Source organism: Sinosporangium siamense, from assembly GCF_016863435.1.
GTDB lineage: Bacteria > Actinomycetota > Actinomycetes > Streptosporangiales > Streptosporangiaceae > Sinosporangium > Sinosporangium siamense.
Window position 1 is genome coordinate 1 of record NZ_BOOW01000042.1, and the last position, 25,272, is coordinate 25,272.

The window sequence follows — 25,272 nt, forward strand, 5'->3', positions numbered from 1 at the left end:
AACCCCGTCCTCCCCACGCACGTGGGGGTGAGCCGCAGCGCACCTGGCGCTGCTACAAGATGCTGCCGTCCTCCCCACGCACGTGGGGGTGAGCCGTCCCGGCCCATTGCGCACGGGCCGGGACTCCAGTCCTCCCCACGCACGTGGGGGTGAGCCCTCCCCGCGCCACCGCTCGCCCCGGTCATCCCCGTCCTCCCCACGCACGTGGGGGTGAGCCGGAGCCTCGGCGGCGATCTCGGCGCCGGCCATAGTCCTCCCCACGCACGTGGGGGTGAGCCGAGGGACGCCGACAACGACGCCACCTTCATTCCGTCCTCCCCACGCACGTGGGGGTGAGCCGGTGTTCCAGATGCTGGAGCAGGCGCACCGCGAGTCCTCCCCCCGCACGTGGGGGTGAGCCGCGCCACGTGCAGCGGGCGTACTCGGCGTCGTGGTCCTCCCCACGCACGTGGGGGTGAGCCGGTGACGTCCATCAAGGGCGACACCCACGCCAAGTCCTCCCCACGCACGTGGGGGTGAGCCTCTCACACGCGAGATCGAGGTCTTGGACAAGATGTCCTCCCCACGCACGTGGGGGTGAGCTGGCCACCGCGTGCAGGTGATGGACTTCGCCAACGTCCTCCCCACGCACGTGGGGGTGAGCCGCCAGACGTTAACCCCGCAAACCGATATGACACGTCCTCCCCACGCACGTGGGGGTGAGCCGCTCGCCAACGCGGGCATGCCGCTGGCTCAGCGGTCCTCCCCACGCACGTGGGGGTGAGCCGGGCGTCGTGTCCGCGACCGGCGTTGCCGGGTCGTCCTCCCCACGCACGTGGGGGTGAGCCGATGCGGTTCGGTGGAGGGGACGTCGATAAGCCGTCCTCCCCACGCACGTGGGGGTGAGCCGCAGATCATGAACCTGAGCTCGGGCCAACAGACGTCCTCCCCACGCGCGTGGGGGTGAGCCGTTCGCCGACGCCGAGGACGCCCGGCTACGCCTGTCCTCCCCACGCACGTGGGGGTGAGCCAGCGATCCGTCCCCGCGCGCTGCGCAGCCAAACGCACGTGGGGGTGAGCCGAGGCGGAAGCCAGTCAGACCTACGCGTTGTTGGTCCTCCCCACGCACGTGGGGGTGAGCCGCTTTACCGCATCACGCACGTTGCCACCGACTAGTCCTCCCCACGCACGTGGGGGTGAGCCGCTTCCCGGCAACGCGCTACCTCTCTCCGCGGCGTCCTCCCCACGCACGTGGGGGTGAGCCGCCGCGGCCCGGATCCAGTCCGCTGCGGCGAGGGTCCTCCCCACGCACGTGGGGGTGAGCCGATGCAGGTTCCTCCCGCGCTCGCGCTGATCAGTCCTCCCCACGCACGTGGGGGTGAGCCGCGCACGCGGCCCCCGATCATGTTCGGATCAAAGTCCTCCCCACGCTTGTGGGGGTGAGCCGTCATCGGGTACCGAGCTATGGAACAGGTCGGCGTCCTCCCCACGCACGTGGGGGTGAGCCGAGGAGTGCGGCGCTCGTGGTGGCCAGGTCGGAGTCCTCCCCACGCACGTGGGGGTGAGCCGTACGCGAGGGCCTCCATCCCGGTGCGTGCTCTGTCCTCCCCACGCACGTGGGGGTGAGCCACCCCGATTCCACCGCGGGCATTGTCGACGACACGTGAAAAAAACTGGCTCTGGATCACTTTCCGTGCCAGGGCCACTGAGCGTCACCAGAACCGCGATCATGAACGGTCGTGGCTGACGATCTTCTCCATGACCTCTGGCTCCACCACATCGACGATGTCGCGCTCGACACCGTCACCACCACCGACAACCGCCTGACCATCCGCGCCACGACCACCAGCGCTCAGGCGGCCTGCCCCAGATGCGGGACCGTCTCAGCCCGGCTGCACAGTCACTACGTGCGCCGACTCGACGACCATGCCGTGAGCGGGCGGCGCGTCGTGATCGAGTTACGGGTGCGCCGGTTCCGCTGCGGCGAACCTCCCTGTTCACAGGCCACGTTCGTCGAGCAGATCGCAGGGCTGACGTTCCGGCACGGACGGCGCAGCGAGCATCTGCAAGCCTCACTGCGGCAGGTCGCGCTGATGCCGGCCGGCCGGGCCGGCTCCCGCCTTACCGAAGGCTTTGCCATCCCGGTCAGCCGATCGACGCTGCTGCGCCTGATACGCGCCCTGCCCGAAACGGCACCGGGACCACCGCGGGTGCTGGGGATCGACGAGTTCGCCCTGCGAAAGGGCCACGTCTACGGCACGATCCTGGTCGATGTCGAGACCCGCCGCCCGGTCGATCTGCTGCCCGACCGCACTGTCGAGACCGTGCGGTCCTGGCTGGCCGACCACCCCGGCGTCGAGGTGATCTGCCGCGACCGTTCAGCGTCCTATGCCGAAGCCGCTCGGCTCGGTGCTCCCGGCGCCATCCACGTCGCCGACCGGTTCCAGTGCGCCATGAGGCGCCTGGCTGTATCCCCAGCTCAGCTGGGAGGAACTGGAGGGAGGTTTCTGGGTTCGATGGCTTACCTGGATCCGAAAGGTGAAGGGGACAAGAGCATGCCATTGAAGCGGCGGCCGTGCTTAGGCGTTGGAGACGGCGCGTCGTGGAACCCGCGTGATATGGCGAAAGCTGGATTGCCTGAACCCCAATCCCCAGTGATGGAAGGTCGCATCCGTCGGAAATCGACGCCCGAAGCCGACGCCGTGCTCTGCTCTGGCTTTGTGGAATGGCCAGGGCAACCTCCGGGCGCGGGCGATGCCCAGTGAGGGCATTGAAGGGGATGAGTGGGACGCCTACGTCACGCTGTTGTACGGCCAGGACGAACATGGGATCGCCTACGGGACGCGAGTCCTATGGCGACGGAGGCCCCGTAGTAGTCGGCGGAGTCACGCCCGCCCGAGGAGTCCGGGAGAGCCGGAATCAGGGCGAAGGGGGCCAGGTGATCGGACACCTCAGAGCTGGGAGGTATGCGTAATGCAGAGTGCCGAAACGGTGCTGGGTGTCCTGCGTGAACGCGGCAGGCGCGGTCTGCCGTTGAACGAGTTATATCGGCAGTTGTTCAACCCGCAGTTGTATCTGCTGGCCTACGGGCGCATCTACGCCAACAAGGGGGCGATGACGCCCGGGGCCACCAGGGAGACCGTGGACGGGATGTCACTCCGTAAGATCGACGAGATCACCGAGGCGCTGCGCCATGAGCGGTATCGATGGAGCCCGGTCAAGCGGGTCCACATCCTGAAGAAGAACGGGAAGACCAGGCCGCTGGGCCTGCCCCCGTGGTCGGACAAACTGGTCGGCGAGGTGGTACGGCTGCTGTTGGACGCCTACTACGAGCCGACCTTCTCCGAACGGTCCCACGGTTTCCGTCCCGGCCGGGGGTGCCACACCGCACTACGTGAGGTGGCCAAGACCTGGACCGGGACGACCTGGTTCATCGAGGGAGACGTCGCCGACTGCTTTGGGAGCTTCGATCACAAGATCATGCTCTCGACGCTGGCGGAGAAGATCCACGATGGCCGGTTCCTGCGGCTGATGCGGAACATGCTGACGGCCGGATACCTGGAGGACTGGGTCTGGAACGCGACGCTCAGCGGGGTCCCGCAGGGCGGCGTCGTTTCGCCGATCTTGTCGAACATCTATCTGCACCGGCTGGACGACTTCGTCGAGACGGTCCTCATCCCGGAATACACCCGAGGGCGGATCCGCAAGCAGGACACCACCTACGCACGGGTGCGCGCCGCCCGAGATCGGGCACACCGGCGTGGTGACCGCGCTACTGCGCGGGAACTGCGTCGGCAGGTGCGTGGCATGCCCAGCGTGGATCCCCGAGATCCCGGCTACCGGCGGCTGCGCTACGTCCGGTACTGCGACGACACCCTGCTCGGGTTCACCGGACCCAAGGCCGAAGCTGAGGAGATCAAACAGCGCCTGGCGGCGTTTCTGCGCGACGAACTCGCGCTGGAACTGTCCCAGGACAAGACGCTGATCACGCACGCCCGCACCCAGGCGGCGCGTTTCCTCGGCTACGAGATCACCGTGCTTCACAACGACCGGAAGGTCACCGGCGGCAAGCGCAGCGCCAACGGCACTGTCAGCCTCCGGGTGCCAGGATCGGTGATCAAGGCCAGGAAACGCCTCTACACCACGCGCGGAAAACCCGCGCGCCGGCCGCGGCTGCTCAACGAGGACGACCACACCATCGTGAGCACTTACGGGGCCGAGTGGAGAGGCATCGCCCAGTACTACCTGCTGGCCGGGAACCTGCGTAGCCTGTTCCCGCTGCTCTGGGTCATGGAGACCTCGATGCTGATGAGCCTGGCCAACAAGCACCGCTCGTCGGTGACGAGGATGGCCCGCAAGTACGCGGCCGTCATCGATACCCCGCACGGGCCGCGCAAGTGCTTCGAGGCCAGGATCGAACGCACCGGCAGGAAGCCGCTGGTCGCACGGTTCGGAGGAATTCCGCTACGGCGCAACCTGGACACGGTCATCACCGACCGTGTTCTGGTCCCCGGCATCATTCGTCATAAGGAGCTGGTCACCCGGCTTCTGGCGAACCGGTGCGAGATCTGCAAGGACGACGACGGCATCACGATGCACCACGTCCGACGCCTCGCCGACCTCCACCGGCCGGGACGGCCGCAAACCGCGTGGGCGGAACTCATGGCCAGGCAACGGCGCAAGACCCTCGTGGTCTGCCGGAGCTGCCACGACACCATCCACAACGGGACATCGCCGCAGCTCACGCAGTATTCACTGGAGAGCCCGCCGCGGTGAAAGCCGCACATCGGGTTCGGGCCGGAGGCCACTGGAAAAGGACCCGCGCTCCGCGCGGGCACCTCGCCAGTGGCCTACCGGTGCCCTCTGGCACAGCCTGGGGCAAGCGGTGGAGAAGACGGTCATCGCCCACCGCCCCGCTCTGCGCGAGCCCGAACCCGACGCGGCCTTGGAGGAGGAGGCGTCATCATCGGAGCAGACCGTGGCCGACCAGATCATCGACATGCCGACGCCGCCCCTGGTGCCCGATGGGTTTCGCGACGTCTACGGTCGCGAGCGTCGGCTGGTCGTCCGGCATCGGGAGCGATACGCGGCAGTGCAGACGCTGCTCGCCGAAGGATGCTCGCGGGCGGAGATCGGCCGCCGCCTCGGCTTGGCGCCCGACACCGTCCGGCGCTTCGCCCGCGCCACCGGCATCGAACAGGTGCTGGCCAAGGCCACCAACCGGGCCGGCACCCTCGACCCGTTCAAGGCCTACCTCAATCAGCGCTGGCGCGAGGGGATCGAGAATGCCGCCGCCCTGCACGCCGAGCTTCAGATCCGAGGTTGGCAGGGTGACGTCCAAGTCGTCCGCCGATACCTCCGCCAGTTTCGTACCGCGGACGGTCGCGCCCGGAAGGCCGGGCCTTCACCGCGCACCGCGGCCCCGGCGGCGTCGCCTCCGCCGAAACCCCGCATGGTCGTCCGCTGGATCATGACTCAGCCCGACCGTTTGACCGGTGACGAAACCAAACTCCTGGCCCGGATCCTGGGCCGCAGCCCGGAACTGGCCGCCACCACCGCCCACGTCCGCGCCTTCGCCGTCATGATGTCCAAACGCCAAGGCCGGCACCTCGCCGAGTGGCTCAGCGGCGTTCGTGCCGATCCGCTCCCGCCCTGCATTCCTTCGCCTGCGGTCTGCAACGCGATCACGATGCCGTCCTGGCCGGTCTGACCCTCCCCTACAGCAGTGGCCCCGTCGAGGGACGAATCTGCAAGATCAAGCACCTCAAGCGGATCATGTTCGGTCGGGCAAACTTCGACCTGCTGAGGAAAATGTGCCTGCTGAACTGAACTTCGCGATCACCGTCCGTCACGGCATCCCGGAGATTGATCCAGAGCCCAAAAACGAGATCGTTCACAAGGACCTGCCCGCCGGAGGCCGCCCGATGCTGATCGCGGTCACCACACGCCGGCTGAAATGCGACAACGCCGCATGCCGCAGACGCACCTTCACCGAGCCGATCGACCCGCCGGCCGGGCGGCACGCCCGCACCACCGCACCGCTGCGGCGCATGCTGGAGCTGCTTTCCCTCGCCGTGGCCGGGCGGGCCGCCTCCCGGCTGGCCGGCATGCTCGGCATCCCCGTCTGCCGAGACACGCTCATCCGGCTCATCCGGGCGCTGCCCGACCCGGTCACCGAGCCGGTGACCGTGCTCGGGATCGACGAGTGGGCCAAGCGCAAGGGACACAGCCATGCCACCCTGCTGGTCGACATGGCCACCAGGCGGCCCATCGACGTGCTGGACGGCTGCGGCACCGCCACCGTCACCGCCTGGCTCCGCCGGCATCCCGGGATCGAGGTCATCTGCCGGGACAGGGCCGGCGCCTTCGCCGAGGCCGCAGGCGCCGGAGCACCGCAGGCAACCCAGGTGGCCGATCGGTGGCATTTGTGGAACAACCTGTGCCGGGCGGTGGAGAAGGTCGTCCGCGCTCACCGCGCCGACCTGCGCGAACCACTCAATCCGGGCGAGGTGGTCCGCCCTTTGCCGACCGGCGCTCCGCCCGCTGCGGCTCCGTCTGGAGAACCCGGCCCGATCACGGCAGCCCGGACCAGGGAACGCCATGCCGCCGTCCACGAACCGACCCGCCGGGGGATGACCGTCGCCGCCATCGCTCAGCGACTCGGCTTGGATCGCAAGACCATCCGCAAGTATCGTGACGCCGCCACGGCCGAAGAGCTCGTCAACGGCCGCCGCAGCCGCAGCCGCGCCTTCGAGCACTATGTCTCCTACCTGCACCGGCGCGTCGTTCACGACGGGGAGGCGAATGCCGCCCGGCTGTTCGCGGAGCTGCAGGCCCACGGGTTTGGCGGGAGCCGCCGCACCGTCCGCCGCTACCTGGAGCCGCTGCGTGCCGGACTGGCCGCGCGCGTGCCGCCGCCTCCACCGCCGCCGACCGTCCGCGAGGTCTCCACCTGGATCACCGGCCATCCGGAGCGGCTCGCGGAAGAGATCAAGGTCACCCTCAAGGCAATCCTGTCGCGCAGCGCCCGACTGGCTCGCCTTTCCGGACATGTGACCGGTTTCGCCCGCATGCTCACCGAACGCACCGGGGCAGCAGGCCTCAAGCCATGGTTGGCGGCTGTCCTCGCAGACGATATTCCCCAGCTGCACTCATTTGCCCGAGGCGTCGAGCGAGATCGGGACGCTGTCCTGAACGGCCTGACTCTGCCGCATTCCTCCGGCGCGGTCGAGGGCAACGTGACCAGGATCAAGGCCCTCAAACGCGCCCGCTACGGACGTGCCGGCTTCGACCTTCAACGCAAGGTCATCCTCTGCAGCCCTTTCTGACAGCACGGAGCGTGGCAGCGTCACAGGCTTTGCGCCAGAGCCACTTTTACATGGCCACGGACACGCCCGCTCTCGCTGGGTGACCTCAGGCAGTCAGACCAGGACTGGCTGCAGCAAGTACCAGCATGAGGGCTGTTCGTGAGCAGGACAACCTGGCGTACTGGCCTGCGACCAACTGGGATGCTGCGCACAGGCAGGAGACAGCGGTGTCCGTGTGTCCTGGCGCGACCAGATTGAGCCGAGCCTCTCATGCGCCCAGATTGTAAGCCCGGGGGCAAAGTGCCATCTACTGCCCCCGGGCAATGTCTACGGTGATCTGCTGTATTCGATATCGAACATTACGACGTGATATCCCCCTGGCCCGTTCTTGATCAGTCGCCAGTTTTCCAGCGGGAAGGAAGTGGTCGACATGGCGACAAGTCGAATATCCGGCGCGATTTCCAATTTGAGGTCGCCTGATTGGTCGACGGTTACACTAGTTACGATATTCTGACTCGAGAGGAGGGGGCGGATGTGCGAGACCTGATGATCGAACCAGTTTGCCCCTTGTCTATCCCACTCAAAATCCTCTTGGTTGAAGCTGGGATCCCAGTAAAACCATGAATCACCTCTCGGCTAATACATGTCATTAGAAGCGACTAGCGTTTCGGTTGAGCTGGCGAGTCGCCATGGGAATTGAATGTGAAGAGAAAATTCGTTGACAGCCCGCTGTTTTTCTAGGTGATTGGTTACAGAGACCTCGTCACCGAATCCAAGAAAAGCCATCGAGGCGGCGCGTCCTATATCTCGCCACACTAGGCCGATCAGTTCTGCGAAGCCTTCCGGTGGCGACTCGGCATCATACTCTGACATCTATGTCAATGTTCACCCTTCGCCGAACATCGACGACCGGTCAATTCCTAGATGTTGTCTCCGAGCAGATGATGGTGCTCCCGCAGAAAGCAGCTGCGGGAGCACCATTCCTGTTATCACGAAGTACCCCTCGGCTAGCGTGGTATTTTGTCCGTCCAAGTCGCGTCAAGATCTTTGGCGGTCACCATGAGAGTGCCCCCAGTAAACGCGAACTCGTGAGTCAAGCCGTAGCTGCTGGGGAGTACTTCGTCCAGCTGCATGCTCCCCATCTTTTTGAGAGAGTGATCAGCGTGATTGGTTTCTATTTGAAACTTCTGAACGTCGGCGTATTCGATCAGCAGCCCGCTTTCGTGTTTCCATTCGTTGGGTTCGAAGTAGATCTTCAGTGAGAGAGCCCCAGAAGCGTCCTGGAGCGACGTCCATCCGAAGGTCAGGTCCTTCACGCACTTGGTGCTGCCGAAATCGTAGTGTCCGGGAGCTGAGGCGTATTCTGCAGCACCGAGAGGCATTTGCGCGGCGAGCTGAGGCAAGATCTCTAGGTAGGGTTGGGGATCATGCATATACCCGAAGAGGTCTTGAAGTGGCTCTACTCGCACGTATTTCATTAACATCCACCAGTAATCATGGGGCGCATCCAGTTATCGCCCTTTCGTGCGCGGCAGGCGCATCAACTAGTGAACGGACCCCCGGGCGGAGCGTGCCGTCCAGGGGTCCTCCGCGCTCATGGCTGACATGCGTTCACCGGCCAGAACTGGAACAGGAACTCCTCCAATCCTTCCAAGGCCCCCTCGGCGTCCTCATCCTCGTCTTCGATATCCTCTGCGTCGAGATCACCGGCGAAAGAGTCCGGCTTCACGATGCGATGCCCCCGCACCAGCCATGAGGCTCCAGGAACCCTCAGATCCAGCAGCGGCCCGACATCTCCGTGATGGCTTACGGAACGTAGTCTGCCCGAACTGCTGGAGAATTCGACAGTGCGCATCTCCGCTTCGGGGCCGTCCTCGGCCGGAGCCTCGGCATCCCACAGTTCCAAAGTTATGCGCGCCGTGTGATGGTAGCCCGCACGGCTCCGTACGATCGCCATGTTCGGGGTAGCGACGAACCAGATCGCATTCTCGTCGGTGAGGGAGTACAACTTCTCCGGATCGAGCGCATCGGGCGATCGTGACGGTCCATCCACATCCAGTAGAGAAAAGGATCCAAATGCGATCCGAACCGTGTCCGCGATGCGCTCGATCAGATGTGGCATTTCAGCTTTCCATGTTGTGACGATCAATGAGGTTGAGATTATCCGAGATCGACCTCCCGGTCGCCCCTTTCTGCCCGCAACCCCGGCGCCGCACTCGAGTCCACTTTTCCACCTCCAATCCAGCCTGTTCTGATCTTCGTGCGGGGCGGCGGGGGAATCCCACGGCTTGGGACCGATCCCACCTGCAGAAGCAATCAGCTCCCCGGATCGAGGCGAGTCGCGGAGTGCGGGCCGACGGGACAACCTGGGGGAGCAGCGAATCCACAGATCTTGAAGAACAAGGAGAGGAAGCACACGGCCCTACGATGTTTCTTGGTCTGGCCGCCCAGAGATGTGCTGGCTGCCCCAGAGGCTTAGTACTCCAGCTGTAGATCGTTGCTGACCGCCTGAACTGGGGAAAACGAGGACGGCCACCGTTGATCATCCTTGTTTGTGAGGACAAAAGAAGATCAGGCGATGGCCGTCGGCCACAGCCTAGTACGCGCGCGATGGCGTGCGCTGACCGATGACCTGATGGGACGGATCGCCGGCCGCTTCGCACGGGTGGAGACCCGGCGGCGGCCCGCACCCTGGTGGAGGCCATGCGGGCCGAACTCCCCCGCAAGAACTGCTGGACCCTCGCCGGACATGCCGGCGACAGCTCCCCCGGCGGAATGCGGCACCCGCTGTCGCGGGCGAGCTGGGACACCGACGGCGTGCGCGACGACCTGCGGGACTTCGTCGTCGAGCATCTGGGAGAGGCGGTGCCGTGCTGGTGGTCGACGAGACAGGCGATGTGAAGAAGGGCACCGGCACGGTCGGGGTGCAGCGCCGGTACACCGGCACCGCCGGACGGATCGAGAACAGCGCCGCGCCGAGGCCGGCTGCTGCGATGAACAGCCCAATCACGCTGGCCAGCTGGTCGGCCTGGGCCAGTCCCACTTTCGCGAAGTACAGGCCCAGTCCCGTCAGAGCCGCCACCGCGACCCAGGTCCCGCCCCACAGCAGCACTTTCCCGCGCATGTCCGCATCATCGATCACCAGCAAGATCACACAACGCATTAGCTCGATAACACCCCGAATGGGGCGTGTGGCCCGCGCGCGCCGAGACGTGTCGCGGAGCAGAGGCGGGCGGCACAAGGGACGATGACCAGACCTGGCCACAGCGCCAGGAGCCGGGCTGAAAAGAAGCGGACCGTTGAGCTCCGTCGCCGGCCACGTTCGCGGACCACCTTTTGACGGCCATTCCGCTGGTCGGCGCGCTGTTACGGCATCGACCGCATCCGGGATGCTGATACGAGTGGAGTCCAGTTCGGCCCTTTCGACCAGCACCAGTCGATGGCCGTATCCCGGATCGGGCCCGGCCGTCGAGTGTTTCAGGTTGCGGTTGCGATCGCCTTTTGGAGGGCTTCTTGGACACTCTCGATGGCATTCTGCAGGCTGCGGGCATCGCCTCGGCGCATGCGATGAGGCTGCTTCCCTCAGGCGAGTTCGAGTTCGAAGCCGCGGTCGGCTGTCCGGGCGAAGCCGTGTGGGCACTTTGGCTTCCTACCGAGGGGACACGATGGGATCACATGCCCACATCTGACTGGGACTGAATGCCTACGCCTCACCCCCCCGTGTGTGGGGAAAAGTCACCAGAGCGAGACCGCCCGGCACCTGCATCGGCTCACCCCCACGTGTGTGGGGAGGACCGGGTGCCTTCTCAAGCTCCTTGGCCGGGGACGGCTCACCCCGACGTGCGTGGGGAGGACTCCTTGGCCCGGTCCACTCCGTCAGCCTGAGTCGGCGTCCAGAAACACGCCCGCCCCATGTGGCGGTTGACGGTGGGGTTGCGGTGATCAACCCGGTCGGCCGGAGCCTTTCTGCGTCATGGGGCGAACGCTGGATCTGCGATCAGGCTGTGATCAGCGGATCGATGTCCGAGGATGAGAGAGATCCCCTCCGCCGTGCGAGTGGAGGCGGCTTCCCCGGAAGCGGGGCCGGGGGCTCAGCCGTTGCGCAGGGCCCGGTATCCCAGCGTCGGTGAGAGGCGCATCAGGAACGGCAGGAGGCGTGCCTTGCCGATGTAGATCTCCGCGCGGTCCCGGCGGATGCCGTCGATTACCGCCTGCGCCGCCTGTGCCGGGCTGATCTTGCCCTGGCCCCGGCCACGCGTCATTTCGGTGTCGACGAGCGGGAGAACAGCGTCGATCACGCGGATGTGCGGCGCGCCGTCCTCACACTGGTAGCGCAGTGACCGGGTGAAGGTCCGGACCGCCGACTTGGCCGCGCAGTACACCGGTGCCGAGGCCTTGGGAACGATGGCCAGTCCGCTGGTGATGTTCACGATCGCGGCCGAGGAGTGGCTGCTGAGGTGGGGGAGCAGCCCGGTGGAGAGGGAGATGACGGCGTCCAGGTTGACCGCCAGCTCCCGCCGGAGCGCCGGTCGTGAGTCGCGCGCGTCGGCGGTGAGGAAATCGCAGAGGTTCTGCACTCCGGCGTTGTTGATGACGACCGAGAGTCCGGGGTGGCGGCCGGGCAGTTCGTCGCCGAAGGCGTCGACGGCGTCCGGGTCGGAGAGATCGACGGCCTCGGTGGACACCCGGTCACCGTACTCGAGCCGGAGGGCCGCGAGCGGGCCGGGCGCGCGGCCCACGGCCACCACATGCGCGCCGAGCCCGACCAGTAGCCGGGTCATCTCCCGGCCGATGCCGCGGGCTCCGCCGGTGACGAGCACTGTTGCGCCGGTGAGTTCCATGTGCTCCTTCTTTCCAATGGTTTATGGGTACGGGCCGCCCGCTCATCCGTGTCGGGCGCCTTGTCCAGGCCGGGCCGCTGGAACGCCAATCTGTAGGCTGCCGGGGTCATCGCGGTGCGGAGACCGAAGTGGCGGGTGAAGTGCGGCTGGTCCGCGTAACCGCAGGCGAATCCGATGACGCCGATGCTGTGGGCGCTCCGCAGGAGCAGTGCCGCGGCGGCCTCCGTGCGCAGGTCGCCGAGGAGTCCGCTGAAGCCGCCCGCGCCCGCCAGCCGCCGCTGGAGGCTCCGCGCCGGCAGGCCCAGTTCTGCGGCGAGACCGGGGAGGGTCCAGCGCCGGGCTAGATCGGCGCCGAGCAGTTCCCGGGTGCGCGCCACCGCGTCCGTACCGGATTCCGCCGTGCGCGGGTGTACGGGTGGTGCGGTGCCGGACCAGGTGAACCGCCAGAGCCCGCTGCCGTGACCGGGGGGTGCCGCCGTGACGGCGCCGTCGGCGAACACGGTGAGCGGCTCCCCGTGCCCGGCGCCGACGGTGACGTCCCGTGCGCCGGTCAGCGGGAGCAGCGCGGTTAATACGCCGAGAACCAGGGCGTCCTCGGCGGGTTCTGGCGGTTCCGAGGGCGGGCCCAGGTGCTCGGCGACGAGATGTCCCGTACCGGATTCCCGCACCACCACCCGGTGCCGTGAGTGGGTGAACCGCTCCAGCCGCTGCCACCGCGCGAACAGGTCCTCCGGGCCGGCCGCGCTCAGCAGCGCGGACACGGCCGGGTCGGACGGGTTGGCCGGTATCAGCGAGCCGGCCCGCAGCAGCGGCAGCAGCCCGTGATCTCGCGCCACATCCCTCAGGAACCGCCGCTTCGCCTCGAGCGGCAGCAGCGCCCCGCCGCTCCTCGGCGCGATGACCTGGATCCCCTCATCGGCCAGCGCCCGCTGCACCAGCGCCACCAGTCTGGCGCTCGCGAACTCGTCCATGCCCAGCGCCCCTTCTGTCGTCGCCGCGTCTTCCGGACACGTTAGGGCGGTTGGCAAGGGTGTGTCTTGAATGATCACGCCACCGCGTCGGCGGCCGGTGCCGGCGGTGCCCGTCGCCGGAGGATTCGAGCCGGGAGCACGGGACTGCGGACGGGGCGGTCCCGGAGCCCGCGCGAGCACCGGGCGTCCGCGTTCCGCTGGCGGCCGTGCCGCCCGCGCGGCGCGGCTGTCCGGCCGGGTCCGGTAGGCCTCAGCCCTCCGTGGAGAGGCAGAAGGGGTGGCCGGCGGGGTCCAGCAAGACCCTTCGCTGCTCGGGATGTGGCTGGACCGGGGGCTCCACCGCGCCCAGGGCCAGCATCCGTGCCTGAGCCGCCTCCAGGTCGTCGACTCCCAGCTCCATGTGCGCCTGCTTCCCCTGGGAAGGGTCCGGCCAGGTCGGAGGCCGGTAGCCGGCGACCCGGATGAAACCCAGTCCCGGTGAACCCTCCCGGCCGAGCAGGACGAAGTCGTCGCTGGAGTAGACGACGGGCAGGCCGAGAGCCTCGCCGTAGAAACGGGCCAGCTCGGCGGGGTCGGGGCAGTCGAAGTCGACCGACAGCAGACGGATCGCCGGTGCGATCGTGGTTTCAGTGCTCACGGGAGGGACATTAGGACGGCACCAGGACAGATCCGGTCCTGGTCATGAGGAACACTTCAGGGTGTGATCGGAACTTCTGCCCGCCTGCTGCGACTGGTCTCGCTGCTGTCCGCACGGCCGGCCTGGACCTGCGGCGAGCTGGCCGAGCGGATGGGGGTCACCGGGCGCACGGTGCGGCGGGACGTCGCCCGGCTGCGGGAGCTCGGCTACAACGTCGAGTCCGACCCCGGGCCCTGGGGCGGCTACCGCCTCGGCGGCGGCACCCGGGTGCCGCCGCTGGTCCTGGACGACGAGGAGGCGTTCGCCGTGGCCGTCGCACTCCGTGAGGCCGCGCTGAGCGGCGTCCTGGGCAGCGACCCGGCGGCGGTGTCGGCGCTGCTGAAGCTGCGGCAGGTCCTGCCGCCCCGGATCGCGGACCGGCTGGGTGAGATGGATGCCACCTTCGTGCACACGCCCAGGTCCGGGGGGCACCGGATCCGCTCCGGGCTGCTGCTGGAGCTGGCCGCCGCCTGCCGCCGCGGTGAGCGCGCCCGCCTGTCCTACCGCGATCACGCGGGGAAGGAGAGTGTTCGGGAGGTCGATCCGTACCGGCTGGTGCACACGGGTCTGCGCTGGTATTTCGTCGCCCGGGACGTGGCCCGGGACCAGTGGCGGACGTTCCGGGCCGATCGGGTGGTGCGGCTGCGGCCGGTCGGGCGGCCGGTCGAACTGGTCGACCCGCCCGATCCGGCCGTCCTGGTCTCCCGGGGCATCGCCGGCGTCGTGTACCCCCTCTACGGGAGAGTCCGGCTCCCGCACCCTATGGACCAGGCCCTCCGGCTGGTTCCGCCGACGATCGGCACCCATTACCCGGACGGGCCCGATGCCACCATCGTCGAGATCGGCGCCAACGACGCCGACGAGCTGGCCCGGTATCTCCTCGGTTTGGGCACCCCGTTGCGGGTCCTGTCCCCCGACGATGTCCGGGAGGCTCTGCTGCGCCGTACCCGGGAACTGTTCGAGGAGAATGGGGGCGACCGGTCCTCGCAGTAGGCATTGCGCCGAAGTTTCCTGCCACCATCGCCGCGCTGGGCTGTCGCCAGGCGAGGGGGCGGCGAGTACGGCGGGAGCCTGGGCCTGACCCGGCCCTCGGCGGCTACCTGGGCTCGCTGCTCCAGCACGCCGCGCTTGGCTGGCGCCGGGCGAGGAGCTGGCCGGCGGTGCGACTGGTGGTGCTGTCCCAGGCGGAGTTCGCCGAGGCGTTGCGCCAGGTGTCGCGGCTGGAGCCGCCGGCTGTGTCCACGCCACCCGCCCCCGGCCAATCAGGGGCGGGCCGAGCGCCGGGCGGGACCCGGCCGCTCCCTAAGAGCACGGCGATCCGTCCAAAGCAGGGGACGGGTCGCTACCGTTCCCCCGGGCAGTTCCGAGGGTCGATGCCCTTCCCGCTACCGGCCACGGTGACCCGGGTAGTGGTCTCCGGCGAGGTGGCGGCGGCCGTGCACGCGATCTGATCGAGGGCCAGTGGGGACAGTTCGCCGGCAGGAGTGGACGGGGTCACCACCAGGTGGCCGGCGGGCTTGACCGTCACCGAGAACGGGCCGGCTTCTGGCGGGACCTCGCTGGTGAATCCGTGCGCCTGTTCCATCACGCTGGGTCCTGCCGCCAGCGCCGCGAGCATGTCCGCCCGGAACCACGGCCGGCCACCGGTCGGCCGCGTCACCGCGCTGAGCCGGCCGTTCTTCAGCAGGTAAAGCGTGACCTTCGAGGTCGCCACGACGGCTCCGCTCGGCGGGTCGCCGCCCGTGATGACGACGCTGGGCCGTACGCCGCAGCCGGCCACGGCGACGAGCGACAGGAGGCCCGCAGCGAGGACGCGGCGGGCGAGCCCGGCCCTCACTCGGGGCCTTCGTCCGGATCGTGTGCCCGGCATGGCAGGCACAGTGTGAACACGGCGCCGCCGTCCGGGGCGTTGGTGACGGTGAGGTCGCCTTGGTGCAGGCGCGCGTTCTCCCGCGCGATGGCGAGGCCGAGGCCGCTGCCCTCGGACCTGGCCCTGGCCGCGCTGGCCTTGTAGAACCGGTCGAACACGTGCGGCAGCACCTCTTCCTTCACCCCCGGTCCGTGGTCGCGGACCTCGACAGTGATCCGATTCGGGCCGGAGGAAAGCACTACCGACACCGGGGGCTCGCCGTGCCGCAGGGCGTTGCCGACGAGGTTCGCGAGGATGACGTCCACTCGGCGCGGGTCCAGCCGTGCCGTCACCCCGGGGGGAAGGTCGGTGTGCACCGTGTCCGACCAGCCCCGGGTATGCAGGGTCGCGCGCACCAGCTCGGCCACGTCGAGCTCGTTCAGCACGAGGGCCGCGACACCGGAGTCGAACCTGCTGATCTCGATGAGGTCGTTCACCAGGCGGGTGAGGTTGAGCGTCTCCTGGCTGACCAGCCCGGCGGCCTTGCCGGCCTGCTCGGGCAGCCGGCCCGCCTCCTCGTCCAGGATGTCGGCGACCGCGGCGAGTGCGGCCAGCGGGGTGCGCAACTCGTGAGACACGTCGGCTACGAAGCGGCGGGCGTCGGCCTCCATCTCGCGGAGCTGCTGGACATGCCGTTCCAGCTCCGCGGCGGTGTTGTTGAAGGTGCGCGCCACGTCGGCCAGCTCGTCGGAGCCGCGGACCGAGATCCTGGCCCGCAGCTCGCCCTCGCCCAGCAGGCGTGCAGCCCGGCCCAGCTCGCGCACCGGGCGCAGCACGCCGCGGGTGGCCAGCAACGCCAGGACGACGGCGAACGCCAGGCTCGCCCCGCCGGTTCCCCAGGCGTATGCGGCGAGTTCGTCGATGCTCTTCTCTTCGGGACGCAGACTGCGTGCGACGTAGACCTCGATGCCGGACACCCGCGTCGCCTGGTCCCGCTCGGCGATCAGCAAGGGCGTGCCGATGATCAGGAAGGGCCCGCCCTGCCACATCACCCGCTGCCACGCGAGTTCGCCGCCGGCCACCTCCCGCCGCAACTCCGCTGGAATCATCCCGCGATCCAGGACCTGCATGTTCCCCGCCGGCCTCCCGCGCTCCGCCGCCAAAGGCCCTGGCGGCGGGCCCGGCGCCGGGGCGACCTGTGCGTACGCGCCGTGGTAGAGGACGACCCCGGAGCTGTTCCCGTCGGCCACAGCGCCGGCGATCCTGCCGAGCTCTTCCTGGTCCGGTGCCGCGCTCCGCAATGGATAGAGCGCCTGCAGGCGGCTTGTCAGCGTCAGCACCGCGGCATCCTGTGCCCGCTGCAGGATGGCTCTGCGGGCCTGGACGTACATCCCGCCGGCCACCGCCGCCGCGGTGACCACGCACAGCAGTGCGAACGCGAACAGCAGCCGGGCACGCAGCCCCAGGCTCGGCCGAGGTGTCACCGGCGGCTCACACCGGCCCGAAGCGGTATCCGAACCCGCGAACCGTCCGCACGCAGATGGGGACCGCCGGGTCGTCCTCGATCTCCACCGCGACCACCCGGTATCCATGCCGGGGCACGGCCGGGTCTTCCTCGATCAAGAACACTCGCGACACGCCGCCGAATCTCACCGCACGCCCCTGTACCTCGCCCGACGGTCAACCCTTCCACTGTCGGCCCGCAGTGTCCCCGATTCGTCCACGCCATGTCATGGTTGTGTGACCGTCGGGCCGGCGGTCGCACCGTCGAAGTCATTTCCTGATCTACAATGTAAAGGCGCTAGCGTGGCCAAACCACCCTGAAGGCCGTTCGTCAAGCCCCGATTCCCCCATCGATGCCGACCCCCTTAACGGGTTTCTGGTTGCTTTCCCACAAATCAAGCGCCGCAGCGTGCGCTGTCACCGACATGGCGCCATCGGCCGATAGACGAAAAGCTGAACACTGCCGCCGGCGGGGGGACGCGAAGGCGGCGCCGTTTTGTCGTCTAGAGGAAGGCCCGGTCGGGTGTTCAGTCGTGTCGCCATCGTCAACCGCGGTGAGGCCGCCATGCGGCTCATCCATGCTGTACGAGACATAGCCGCGGAGACCGGCACCCGGATCGAGACCGTCGCCCTGCACACCGACGTCGACCGCGCCGCCACTTTTGTCCGCGAAGCCGACCTCGCCTACGAGCTGGGGCCCGCGTCGGCTCGGCCGTACCTCGATCTCAAGGCGTTGAAGCGTGCGCTGCTGGAGACCGAGGCCGACGCCGCGTGGGTCGGCTGGGGCTTTGTCGCGGAGGATCCGGCGTTCGCGGAGTTGTGCGAGGAGATCGGGGTCACCTTTGTCGGGCCGGGCGCGGAGGCCATGCGCAAGCTCGGCGACAAGATCGGTTCCAAGCTGATCGCGGAAGAGGTCGGCGTGCCGGTCGCGCCGTGGAGCCGCGGCGCGGTCGAGACCCTGGACGCCGCGCTGGCGGCGGCGGCCCGGATCGGTTACCCGCTGATGCTGAAGGCGACCGCGGGCGGCGGCGGGCGCGGCATCCGCGTCGTGAAAGGCGCCGACGAGCTGGCCGACGCCTTCGAGCGCACCAGCCAAGAGGCCGCGCGGGCCTTCGGCAGCGGTGTCGTGTTCCTTGAGCGCATGGTCACCGGCGCCCGGCACGTCGAGGTCCAGGTGATCGCCGACGGCGCGGGCACCGCGTGGGCGCTCGGCGTGCGGGACTGCTCGGTGCAAAGACGCAACCAGAAGGTCATCGAGGAGTCGGCGTCCCCGGTGCTCGGCCCCGAGCAGGTGGCCGAGCTCAAGGCGTCGGCCGAGCGGCTGGCCCTCGCGGTCGGCTACCGCGGCGCGGCCACCGTGGAGTTCCTCTACCACCCCGTCGAGAAGATCTTCGCCTTTCTCGAGGTCAACACCCGCCTGCAGGTCGAGCACCCGATCACCGAGGCCACCACGGGGTTCGACCTCGTGAGGGCGCAGCTCCACGTGGCCGCCGGCGGCAGGCTCGTGGGCGAGCCGCCGGTCGAGCGCGGGCACGCCGTCGAGGCCAGGCTCAACGCCGAGGACCCCGACCGCGACTTCGCGCCTGCCCCGGGCCGCATCGTGCGGCTGGACCTGCCCGCCGGGCCCGGCATCCGGGTGGACACCGGGGTCGCCGAAGGCGACACCATCCCCGCCGACTTCGACTCCATGATCGCGAAGATCATCGCCTACGGCCGTGACCGCGACGAGGCGCTCGGCCGCCTGCGCCGCGCCATGGCGCAGACCATGGTGATCATCGAGGGCGGGGCGACGAACAAGAGCTTCGTGCTCGACCTGCTCGACCAGCCCGAGGTGATCGACGCCAGTGCGGACACCGGCTGGATCGACCGCGTCCGCGGCGAAGGCCGGCTCGTTCTTCACCGGCACTCGGGTGTCGCGCTGGCCGCCGCCGCCATCGAGGCATATGAGGAGGAGGAGCGGGCCGAGCGGCAGCGGCTGCTGTCGACGGCGTTTGGCGGGCGCCCGCAGGTGCGCCACGAGAGCGGCAGGCCCCTTGACCTCAAGCTGCGCGGCGCGAGCTACCGCGTGCGGGTCGCGCGGATCGGCCCGCACCGGTTCCGGGTCGGCGTCGAGGCGGGCGGCGAGGTCCGCACCGCCGACGTCAAGCTCGACCGCTTCGACCGGCACACCGGCCAGATCCTCGTCAACGGCACCCGCTACCGCCTGCTCACCGACACCCACGGGCCGATCCACCTGGTGGAGGTCGACGGCGTGACGCACCGGGTCGGCCGCGACGAGGGCGGCGTCGTCCGCTCGCCCGCGCCGGCACTGGTCGTCGCCACACCGGTGGCGGTCGGCGCCGAGGTCGAGGCGGGCGCGCCGGTCATGGTGCTGGAAAGCATGAAGATGGAGACTGTACTGCGGGCGCCGTTCAAGGCGCGTCTGAAGGAATGCGCCGTGTCCGTGGGCAGCCAGGTGGAGACCGGGGCCCCGCTGCTGCGCCTTGAGCCGCTCGCCGACGACGAGGGCGCCGCCGAGGCCACGTCGGCGACCGGGACCGCCGAGCTGGACCTGCCCGCCGCACCCGCGACCGTCCCCGTGCGGGAACGCACGACGCGCGGCCAGGAAGACCTTTACAGCCTGCTGCTGGGCTTCGACGTCGACCCGCACGACGACAGCCGGGTGCTCGACGACTACCTCGCGGCGCGCCGCGAGGCCATCGACGGCGGCCACCGGCCGCTGGCCGAGGAGTTCCCCCTCGTCGAGGCGTTCGCCGACCTCGCCGAGCTGAGCCGCAACCGGCCGGCGGGCGAGGACGGCGGCGTCGACAGCCACGTGCACAGCGCCCGCGAATACTTCCACACCTACCTGCAGAGCCTCGACGTCGAGCGCGCCGGGCTGCCGGAGGTGTTCCAGGCCAAGCTCGCCAAGGCGCTCGGGCACTACGGCGTCACCGGACTCGACCTCACCGCCGAGCTTGAGGCGGCGGTCTTCCGGATCTTCCTGGCCCAGCAGCGCGCGTCCGCCGACGCCGCGGTCGTCGCCACCCTCCTGCGCGCATGGCTGCGCGAGCCGCCGCCGGACGCCACGCTGCGTGAGCCCGTCGGTCTCACGATGGAGCGGCTGATCGCCGCGACTCAGATCCGCTTCCCCGTGGTCGCGGACCTCGCGCGCGGCGTGGTGTTCGCCTGGTTCGGCCAGCCGCTGCTGCGCCGCAACCGCGCCCGCGTCTACGCCAACGTCCGCAGGCACCTGCGCCACCTGGACGCCCACCCGGACTCGCCCGACCGCGCCGAGCGCATCGCCGAGATGGTGCGCAGCACCGAGCCGCTGGTGCGGCTGCTCGGCCGGCGGCTGCTCCGCGACGACCTGGACAACTCGATCATGCTGGAGGTCCTGACCCGGCGCTACTACGGCAACAAGGGCCTCACCGGCGTCCGCACCAGGGAAGAGGCGGACTGCACCTTCGTGGTCGCCGAGCGCGCCGACTCGTGCGTGGTCTCCTCCGCGGTGGGCTTCGACGCGCTGGGCTGCGCCCTGCGCGGCCTCGCCGAGCTGGCGAGCGGCGAGGAGGCCGTCGACGCCGACATCTACCTCGCCTGGGAGGGGCAGCCGGAGGACGCCGGCGCGATGGCCGCCGCGCTGCACGAGGTCGTCAGCGCGCACCCGCTGCCACCGCAGGTCCGCAGGCTCACCACCACCGTCGCGGGCAGCCGCGGCGCGGTGATGCACCACCACTTCACGTTCCGCCCGTCCGCCGACGGCATGGCCGAGGAGCGCCTGATCCGCGGCCTGCACCCCTACATCGCGCAGCGGATGCAGATGGAACGGCTCAGCAAGTTCGACCTCACCCGTCTGCCCTCGGCGGACGAGGAGGTCTACCTGTTCCAGTGCGTGGCGCGGGAGAACCCGTCCGACGAGCGCCTCGTCGCGTTCACCCAGGTGCGCGACCTGACCGAGCTGCGTGAGCACGACGGCAGGCTCGTCGCCCTGCCGACCGCCGAGGACGCCGTCGCCGCGTGTCTCGACTCGATCCGCCGGGCCCAGTCGCGGAAGCCGTCGAGGACACGCCTCAACACCAACCGGATCGTGATCTACGTCTGGCCGCCGAGCGACATCACACGCGCCGAGCTGGAGACGCTCGCCGGGCGTGTGCTGCCGACGACCGCGGGCACCGGGCTGGACGAGATCCTCTTCATCGCACGCCAGCGCGACGGGAAGACCGGCAAACTGACCAAGGTCGCCGTGCGCATCGCCTACGACGCCACCGGCGGCACCGAACTCACCATCGGCGCGCCCTCCGACGAGCCGATCGAGCCGCTCGACGACTACCGGCAGAAGGTGCTCCGCGCGAGCAGCCGCAACACCGTCTATCCATACGAGCTGACCGCCCTGCTCGGCCACTTCGCCGAATACGACCTCGACGAGAACCACACGCTGGTGCCGGTCGACCGGCCGAAGGGCCGCAATACCGCGGCCCTCGTCGCGGGCGTCGTCACCACGCCGACCCGGCGTCACCCGCAGGGCGTCACCCGCGTCGTGCTGCTCGGTGACCCGACCAAGTCGCTCGGTGCGCTGTCGGAGCCGGAGTGCCGCCGCGTGATCGCCGCGCTGGACCTGGCCGAGCGGATGGGGGTGCCGCTGGAGTGGTACGCGTTGTCGGCCGGCGCCCGCATCTCCATGGAATCCGGTACGGAGAACATGGACTGGGTGGCCGCGGCGCTTAAGCGGATCGTCGAGTTCACCCAGGACGGCGGCGAGATCAACGTCGTGGTGGCGGGCATCACCGTCGGGGCTCAGCCGTACTGGAACGCCGAGGCGACGATGCTCATGCACACCAAGGGCATCCTGGTGATGACCCCCGACTCGGCGATGGTGCTCACCGGCAAGCAGTCGCTCGACTTCTCCGGCGGCGTGTCGGCCGAGGACAACTTCGGCATCGGCGGCTACGACCGGGTCATGGGCCCGAACGGGCAGGCGCACTACTGGGCGCCCAACCTCACCGCCGCCCGCGACGTGGTGATGTCCTACTACGACCACACCTACATCGCGCCCGGCGAGACGGCGCCGCGCCGGGCGCCCACGAGCGACCCCGTCGACCGCGACATCTCCGGCTACCCGCATGTCGTGGCGGGCAGCGACTTCACCACGGTCGGCGAGATCTTCTCCGCCGAGGCCAACCCGGACCGCAAGAAGCCCTTCGACATCCGGACCGTGATGCGGGCGCTGTCCGACCAGGACCACCCGGTGCTTGAGCGCTGGGCGGGCATGGCCGACGCCGAGACCACCGTGGTGCAGGACGTGCATCTCGGCGGCATCCCGGTGTGCCTGCTCGGCATCGAGTCGCGTGCGGTGCCGCGGCGCGGCTTCCCGCCCACCGACGGCCCCGACACCTACACCGCGGGCACCCTGTTCCCGCGCTCGTCGAAGAAGGCCGCACGCGCCATCAACGCGGCCAGCGGCAACCGGCCGCTGGTGGTCGTGGCGAACCTGTCGGGCTTCGACGGCTCACCCGAGTCGATGCGCAGTCTGCAGCTCGAATACGGCGCGGAGATCGGCCGCGCGGTCGTGAACTTCCGCGGCCCCATCGTGTTCTGCGTGATCTCGCGCTACCACGGCGGCGCGTTCGTGGTCTTCTCCAAGGCGCTGAACCCGAACATGACCGTGCTCGCCCTGGAAGGCTCGTTCGCGTCGGTGCTCGGCGGCGCCCCCGCCGCCGCGGTGGTGTTCTCGGGCGAGGTCAACCGCCGCACCGCCGCGGACCCGCGCGTGCGTGACCTGGAGGCCCGCGTCGCCGCCGCCGCGGGCGCCGACCGCGCCACACTGACCGCCGAACTCGACGAGCTCCGCTCGTCGGTCCGGGCGGAGAAGCTGGGCGAGGTCGCGGCCGAGTTCGACCGGGTGCACAACATCCACCGGGCGGTGGAGGTCGGCTCGGTCGACGCGGTCATCCGCGCGGCGGAGATGCGCCCGCGGATCATCGAGGCGATCGAGGCGCGCCTGCGCTGATCCGGCGCCTAGTTTGGGGTTCGTGCTGGTGTAGCGGCACGAACCCGGACATGCCCTGTACGGCGAACGCCGCCCCAGCCTTGACCGGCGCGGGGCGGCGTTCCGCCATGCCCACGTTGAGATGGATCTCAGCCTCCGGCCTCGGTCAGACGGGAGCCGCCCCTCGCCGCCGGCGGCGGTGGCCGACACGTGGCCGCCGCGCCCGTCGGCGCCGGCGGGCGAGCCGCCTCCGCTGGAAACAGCCGCCGGCGGCGAGGTGTGCGATGTCGGCGGCGTGCTCCACGGCCTTCTGGAGATGGTCGTCGAAGTAGGCGACGGCGAGCTCGGGGGGGCGAAGGGCCGGCAGCCGCCGTCCCTCGAATGAGGGATCGTCGTCCCTGACGTCAGCGATGCGGAAGATGGCTCCGCGGCGTGAGGCTCCCGCCGGGGGCGGCTGCCTAGGCTGCCCGCCATGAAAGCAGCGATCGAAGTGGCCGGGCCCGTCGGCCGGCCCGCCCTCGGAACCCCGAGTTCCTCCCCGGAATCACACCGGGCGACGGCTTCCCCGGAGGCCGCGTCGTGATACGCGAGGAATGGGCCAGGTTCGGGACGAGCCGAGGCCGGGTGATCGGCATGGCGGTCGCGGCGCTGATCCCGTTGCTGCTGGGGCTGACACTCGCCGTCACCGCCCACGCCACCTGCGGAAGGTCCGGCGGCGGGCATGACACCCTCGAGGAGGTCTGCCCGCCGCCCCTCCTCGGACCCGGCGGACAAGCTGTGGAGGACAAGTTCTACTTCGTCCATCAATCGCTGCGGGGCGACGGAAGCATCACCACCCGGGTGAACTCGATGACGGGACGGATCAAGGAGCCTCCGCCACCCGGCACAGGAGGCGGGCCGCCGCCCGTCCCAGGGCTTGTGCCGTGGGCGAAGGCCGGGGTCATGGTCAAGGACGGCATTAAGCAGGGTGCACAGTACGCGGCGGTCATGCTGACCGCCGAGCACGGCGTGCGGATGCAGCACAACTTCACCGAGGACACCGCGGGCTCGGCCGGGGGCGGCCCGCGGTGGCTGCGGCTGACCCGTGCCGGTGACACGCTGACCGGGTTCGAGTCGCCCGACGGTAAGCAGTGGACCGAGGTGGGGAGGGCACGACTCGATGGACTGCCGGAAACGGTGGAGATCGGGCTGTTCGCCGCATCGCCCGGCGCGCTGACGATGAACGGCGGAGCGACCGAGTCGCGATTCTCCGCGGCCACCGCCGTCTTCGACCAGGTCAGCCCGCAGCGCGGCACCTGGAAGAGCGACGACATCGGCGTCTCGATGGAACCCGACGGCGTGACACCGCACCACCCGGGAGGTTTCACCCGCTCGGGGGACAGGTTCATCGTGACGGGGGTCGGCGACATCGCCCCCAGCACGGAGGGCCAGCCCATCGAGAGGACGCTCGTCGGCGGGTTCGCGGGACTGATCCCGATGATCGTCGTGGCGGTCACGTTCGCGACCGCCGGGCACAGGCGCGGCCCGATTGGGCGGCCCGGCGCCGGGTTGGCGGCCAAGTCGGTGGTGATCGGCACGCTGGCCTTCCTCGCCGGAGTGATCCCCGCCGCCGTCGTGGTGCCGATGAGCTTGACCATGCTGCCACCCAAGGGCGTTCATCCACTGCCCGCAGAGCTGCCGGCATATCTGCAGGTGATCGTCGGGACCGGCCTGTTGTTCGCCGCCGTCGCGGTGCTGTCCCTGGCACTGGGCGCACTGATCGGGCGCGGCGTCGCGGCGATCGCCGCGGCCGTGACGGTGGTGTTCGTGCCCTACGGCCTGGCGCTCGCGGGCTTGGGGGAGTGGCTGCTGACGTTCACCCCCGCGGCGGGTTTCGCGATCCAGCAGAGCCTACGCGAGTACGCGCACGTGCAGGGGTTCTACCTCCCGATGACGGGCTACTTCCCACTGTCACCGTGGGCCGGTTTCGGGGTGCTGTGCGCGTATGCCGCCCTTGCCCACTGGGCGGCCGGCGGCCGGAGAAACCCGACGTGAGCGATCACGCGCCCCGGCCCGCCGCCTCCCGAGGCGGCGGGCCGGGGTGGGGCTAATCGCGGGTCATGTCGTCGCGCGGTCCGCCGTACACCGGGTTCTTGTCGAAGCGCTTTTCGGTGACGAGGAGGCGGATGCACGTGGGGT

At 69.3% G+C, this 25,272-nt stretch carries 17 protein-coding genes, 1 pseudogene and 2 CRISPR repeat arrays; of the genes and pseudogenes, 9 read left to right on the forward strand and 9 right to left on the reverse strand.

Translation table 11 applies throughout. From position 1 onward, the window contains the following. The first annotated feature begins 6 nt into the window (after positions 1 to 6). A CRISPR array of direct repeats spans positions 7 to 1,012; the repeat unit is 29 nt; unit sequence GTCCTCCCCACGCACGTGGGGGTGAGCCG. An 81-nt stretch (positions 1,013 to 1,093) separates the two neighbouring features. Then, positions 1,094 to 1,609: a CRISPR direct-repeat array (repeat unit 29 nt; unit sequence GTCCTCCCCACGCACGTGGGGGTGAGCCG). Positions 1,610 to 1,718: 109 nt separating this feature from the next. The 4 genes from Ssi02_RS30885 to Ssi02_RS30905 all read left to right on the forward strand — a co-directional run bounded on the left by Ssi02_RS30885 (position 1,719) and on the right by Ssi02_RS30905 (position 7,307). After that, positions 1,719 to 2,744 carry an ISL3 family transposase gene (locus Ssi02_RS30885; RefSeq protein ID WP_204031103.1) on the forward strand — a complete coding sequence of 342 codons (1,026 nt, stop codon included), beginning with the start codon at positions 1,719 to 1,721 and terminating at the stop codon, positions 2,742 to 2,744. Between the two features lie 208 nt (positions 2,745 to 2,952). Next, complete coding sequence (locus Ssi02_RS30890; protein ID WP_204031104.1) at positions 2,953 to 4,755, forward strand: reverse transcriptase/maturase family protein; 1,803 nt, start codon at positions 2,953 to 2,955, stop codon at positions 4,753 to 4,755. 109 nt (positions 4,756 to 4,864) lie between these two features. Beyond that, a complete protein-coding gene (locus Ssi02_RS30895) occupies positions 4,865 to 5,689 on the forward strand; it encodes a hypothetical protein (protein WP_204031105.1) in 825 nt (274 codons plus the stop codon). A gap of 103 nt (positions 5,690 to 5,792) precedes the next feature. After that, positions 5,793 to 7,307, forward strand: coding sequence for an ISL3 family transposase (locus Ssi02_RS30905; protein ID WP_204031107.1), 1,515 nt, complete (start codon positions 5,793 to 5,795; stop codon positions 7,305 to 7,307). 986 nt (positions 7,308 to 8,293) lie between these two features. On the opposite strand, the gene Ssi02_RS30910 is transcribed toward Ssi02_RS30905, so the two are convergent. Continuing rightward, on the reverse strand, positions 8,294 to 8,764 hold the full coding sequence (locus tag Ssi02_RS30910) for a hypothetical protein (RefSeq protein WP_204031108.1): 471 nt from the start codon (positions 8,762 to 8,764) through the stop codon (positions 8,294 to 8,296). Between the two features lie 116 nt (positions 8,765 to 8,880). Then, positions 8,881 to 9,408, reverse strand: coding sequence for a hypothetical protein (locus tag Ssi02_RS30915; RefSeq protein ID WP_204031109.1), 528 nt, complete (start codon positions 9,406 to 9,408; stop codon positions 8,881 to 8,883). A 456-nt stretch (positions 9,409 to 9,864) separates the two neighbouring features. On the opposite strand from Ssi02_RS30915, the pseudogene Ssi02_RS39000 reads away from it, so the two are divergent. After that, positions 9,865 to 10,537 (forward strand): annotated as a pseudogene (locus tag Ssi02_RS39000) (transposase). Between the two features lie 840 nt (positions 10,538 to 11,377). On the opposite strand, the gene Ssi02_RS30930 reads toward Ssi02_RS39000, so the two are convergent. The 3 genes from Ssi02_RS30930 to Ssi02_RS30940 form a co-directional block, all read right to left on the reverse strand. After that, positions 11,378 to 12,127, reverse strand: coding sequence for an SDR family oxidoreductase (locus tag Ssi02_RS30930; protein WP_204031112.1), 750 nt, complete (start codon positions 12,125 to 12,127; stop codon positions 11,378 to 11,380). Then, positions 12,064 to 13,098 carry a helix-turn-helix transcriptional regulator gene (locus Ssi02_RS30935; RefSeq protein ID WP_204031113.1) on the reverse strand — a complete coding sequence of 345 codons (1,035 nt, stop codon included), beginning with the start codon at positions 13,096 to 13,098 and terminating at the stop codon, positions 12,064 to 12,066. The genes Ssi02_RS30930 and Ssi02_RS30935 overlap by 64 nt, the downstream gene beginning before the upstream one ends. Positions 13,099 to 13,348: 250 nt before the next feature. Continuing rightward, entirely contained in the window at positions 13,349 to 13,735 is a 387-nt protein-coding gene (locus tag Ssi02_RS30940; RefSeq protein ID WP_204031114.1) for a VOC family protein, read from the reverse strand. 63 nt (positions 13,736 to 13,798) lie between these two features. On the opposite strand from Ssi02_RS30940, the gene Ssi02_RS30945 reads away from it, so the two are divergent. Next, a complete protein-coding gene (locus Ssi02_RS30945) occupies positions 13,799 to 14,767 on the forward strand; it encodes a helix-turn-helix transcriptional regulator (protein WP_204031115.1) in 969 nt (322 codons plus the stop codon). Between the two features lie 103 nt (positions 14,768 to 14,870). Here Ssi02_RS30945 and Ssi02_RS30950 read toward each other — a convergent pair whose 3' ends face one another. The 4 genes from Ssi02_RS30950 to Ssi02_RS30965 all read right to left on the reverse strand — a co-directional run bounded on the left by Ssi02_RS30950 (position 14,871) and on the right by Ssi02_RS30965 (position 17,261). Then, complete coding sequence (locus Ssi02_RS30950; protein WP_204031116.1) at positions 14,871 to 15,017, reverse strand: hypothetical protein; 147 nt, start codon at positions 15,015 to 15,017, stop codon at positions 14,871 to 14,873. Between the two features lie 99 nt (positions 15,018 to 15,116). Beyond that, positions 15,117 to 15,611, reverse strand: a complete 495-nt coding sequence (locus tag Ssi02_RS30955) for a hypothetical protein (protein ID WP_204031117.1) — start codon at positions 15,609 to 15,611, stop codon at positions 15,117 to 15,119. Continuing rightward, positions 15,608 to 17,107, reverse strand: coding sequence for an ATP-binding protein (locus Ssi02_RS30960; protein ID WP_204031118.1), 1,500 nt, complete (start codon positions 17,105 to 17,107; stop codon positions 15,608 to 15,610). The genes Ssi02_RS30955 and Ssi02_RS30960 overlap by 4 nt, the downstream gene beginning before the upstream one ends. Positions 17,108 to 17,114: 7 nt before the next feature. Beyond that, the gene (locus tag Ssi02_RS30965) at positions 17,115 to 17,261 is read right to left on the reverse strand and encodes a helix-turn-helix domain-containing protein (RefSeq protein WP_204031119.1); all 147 of its coding nucleotides are present in this window, start codon (positions 17,259 to 17,261) and stop codon (positions 17,115 to 17,117) included. Between the two features lie 388 nt (positions 17,262 to 17,649). On the opposite strand from Ssi02_RS30965, the gene Ssi02_RS30970 reads away from it, so the two are divergent. From Ssi02_RS30970 to Ssi02_RS30980, 3 genes are all read left to right on the forward strand, one after another. Then, on the forward strand, positions 17,650 to 23,115 hold the full coding sequence (locus Ssi02_RS30970) for an ATP-binding protein (protein ID WP_204031120.1): 5,466 nt from the start codon (positions 17,650 to 17,652) through the stop codon (positions 23,113 to 23,115). 178 nt (positions 23,116 to 23,293) lie between these two features. After that, complete coding sequence (locus Ssi02_RS30975; RefSeq protein ID WP_204031121.1) at positions 23,294 to 23,479, forward strand: hypothetical protein; 186 nt, start codon at positions 23,294 to 23,296, stop codon at positions 23,477 to 23,479. 194 nt (positions 23,480 to 23,673) lie between these two features. Continuing rightward, entirely contained in the window at positions 23,674 to 25,128 is a 1,455-nt protein-coding gene (locus Ssi02_RS30980) for a DUF1349 domain-containing protein (protein WP_204031122.1), read from the forward strand. Positions 25,129 to 25,272 lie beyond the last annotated feature (144 nt).

Bases quoted from the DNA above. Each gene is read 5' to 3' on its own strand.
- Ssi02_RS30930 (WP_204031112.1), bottom strand. From the start codon at position 12,127: ATGGAACTCACCGGCGCAACAGTGCTCGTCACCGGCGGAGCCCGCGGC.
- Ssi02_RS30935 (WP_204031113.1), bottom strand. From the start codon at position 13,098: ATGGACGAGTTCGCGAGCGCCAGACTGGTGGCGCTGGTGCAGCGGGCG.
- Ssi02_RS30890 (WP_204031104.1), top strand. From the start codon at position 2,953: ATGCAGAGTGCCGAAACGGTGCTGGGTGTCCTGCGTGAACGCGGCAGG.
- Ssi02_RS30915 (WP_204031109.1), bottom strand. From the start codon at position 9,408: ATGCCACATCTGATCGAGCGCATCGCGGACACGGTTCGGATCGCATTT.
- Ssi02_RS30910 (WP_204031108.1), bottom strand. From the start codon at position 8,764: ATGAAATACGTGCGAGTAGAGCCACTTCAAGACCTCTTCGGGTATATG.